1 protein-coding gene and 1 pseudogene are annotated in these 1,150 nt (G+C 54.5%); both read right to left on the bottom strand.

Going from position 1 to position 1,150, the window contains the following annotated elements:
* Positions 1-30: 30 nt before the first annotated feature.
* Positions 31-522: pseudogene (locus KM295_RS16770) on the bottom strand (transposase); the annotation flags it as partial.
* A gap of 71 nt (positions 523-593) precedes the next feature.
* Positions 594-1,103, bottom strand: coding sequence for an IS630 family transposase (locus tag KM295_RS16765; RefSeq protein WP_256031521.1), 510 nt, complete (start codon positions 1,101-1,103; stop codon positions 594-596).
* Positions 1,104-1,150 lie beyond the last annotated feature (47 nt).

Genomic DNA, 1,150 nt, shown 5'->3' with positions numbered 1-1,150 from the left:
ATACGGTCGTGCGTTAGTTTTTACCGGGAATTACGGGCAGAGATAGTTCCAGATATTCGGTTCAGCAACGGTGGAAAGCCCCCGTTGAATCTGTTGTTTCAGCGTCGCAAGATCAGGAATGAGGCGGTGTTTGAACCATTCGTTGAGTCGATCCCAGCATCCTTCGACCGGATTAAGCTCCGGTAATTTCGACGGAAAGTACCAGACATCGAGATGCTCCTCACCCTCTTCATCTCCGCGTACACACGTGACCGAACTGTCTCCGACAGTCTCGGTCGTGCGATCACCACTGACGTGTTCCCAGAGATCCCGGTTGTAAAAGTACCCAGCCCGGTCAAGAAACACTACCAACTCCTCACCGAATCTCTCTTGGAGCGCTCCAAGCAGCCAAATCCCCTGCTGTGACGTGAGCGTTCCCTCGGTCCAGCAGTAGAAGCTGTCACCGTCGTCGGTGACAGCGCCCAACACTGTTACCTTATCCCACAAGTTCGAAGTCTCTATCGTTGGATTTGACCCAATCGGGTACCAGCCCCGGCGTTGAACCGTACCGACACGCTTGGTAAACTGATCAACAACAACGACAGTTTTCTCGCTTAATTCGGGTCGTTTTTTTGAACTGTCCGCTGAAAGTCGGCCTCTTCCTCTGGGTCAGCTTCATGATTACGCGGCCGTGCTGTCCGGCAGGACAGCCCGGCCTTCCCCATCAACTTCCGTGCATGACCCTTACTGTATTCGACACCGTACTCCACTCTAACGTGGTGTAACAGGAGCTTCGTCGACCACGCTTGCTGATCGTAGCCCCGCTCAGTTGGTGGCTCTTGCAGATGATCGAACAGTTCCTCGCGCTGATCGTCCGCAAGTTTCGAAGGCCGTCCAGGTCGAGGCTGGTCGTAGGGAGCCTGCTCGATCGGTTCCTCGTCGAACCGATCGAGCCAATTGCGGATCGTTTTCTCGACAACCCCGTGACGTTCAGCAAGTCTGTCGACCTCATCGCCTTGCTTTCGTCCGATCGCCGCGAGAACACGTTCTCGCGGGATCTCTCCCTCCGTCTGCTCACGTAGCTCCTGGAGTCCTTCCAGGGTGATGTCGTCCAGCCGACCCATTATGCAGAAATACGATTGCTATAGTAAATACTTTCGCACGACCGTAT

The organism is Natronomonas aquatica (assembly GCF_024449025.1).
Taxonomy (GTDB): Archaea; Halobacteriota; Halobacteria; order Halobacteriales; family Haloarculaceae; genus Natronomonas; species Natronomonas aquatica.
The sequence above is the reverse complement of the archived record's forward strand: the minus strand, read 5'-3'. Positions and strand labels throughout refer to the sequence as shown.

Excerpts from the sequence above, each read along its gene's own strand:
- KM295_RS16765 (WP_256031521.1), bottom strand. The coding sequence starts at position 1,103 with ATGGGTCGGCTGGACGACATCACCCTGGAAGGACTCCAGGAGCTACGT.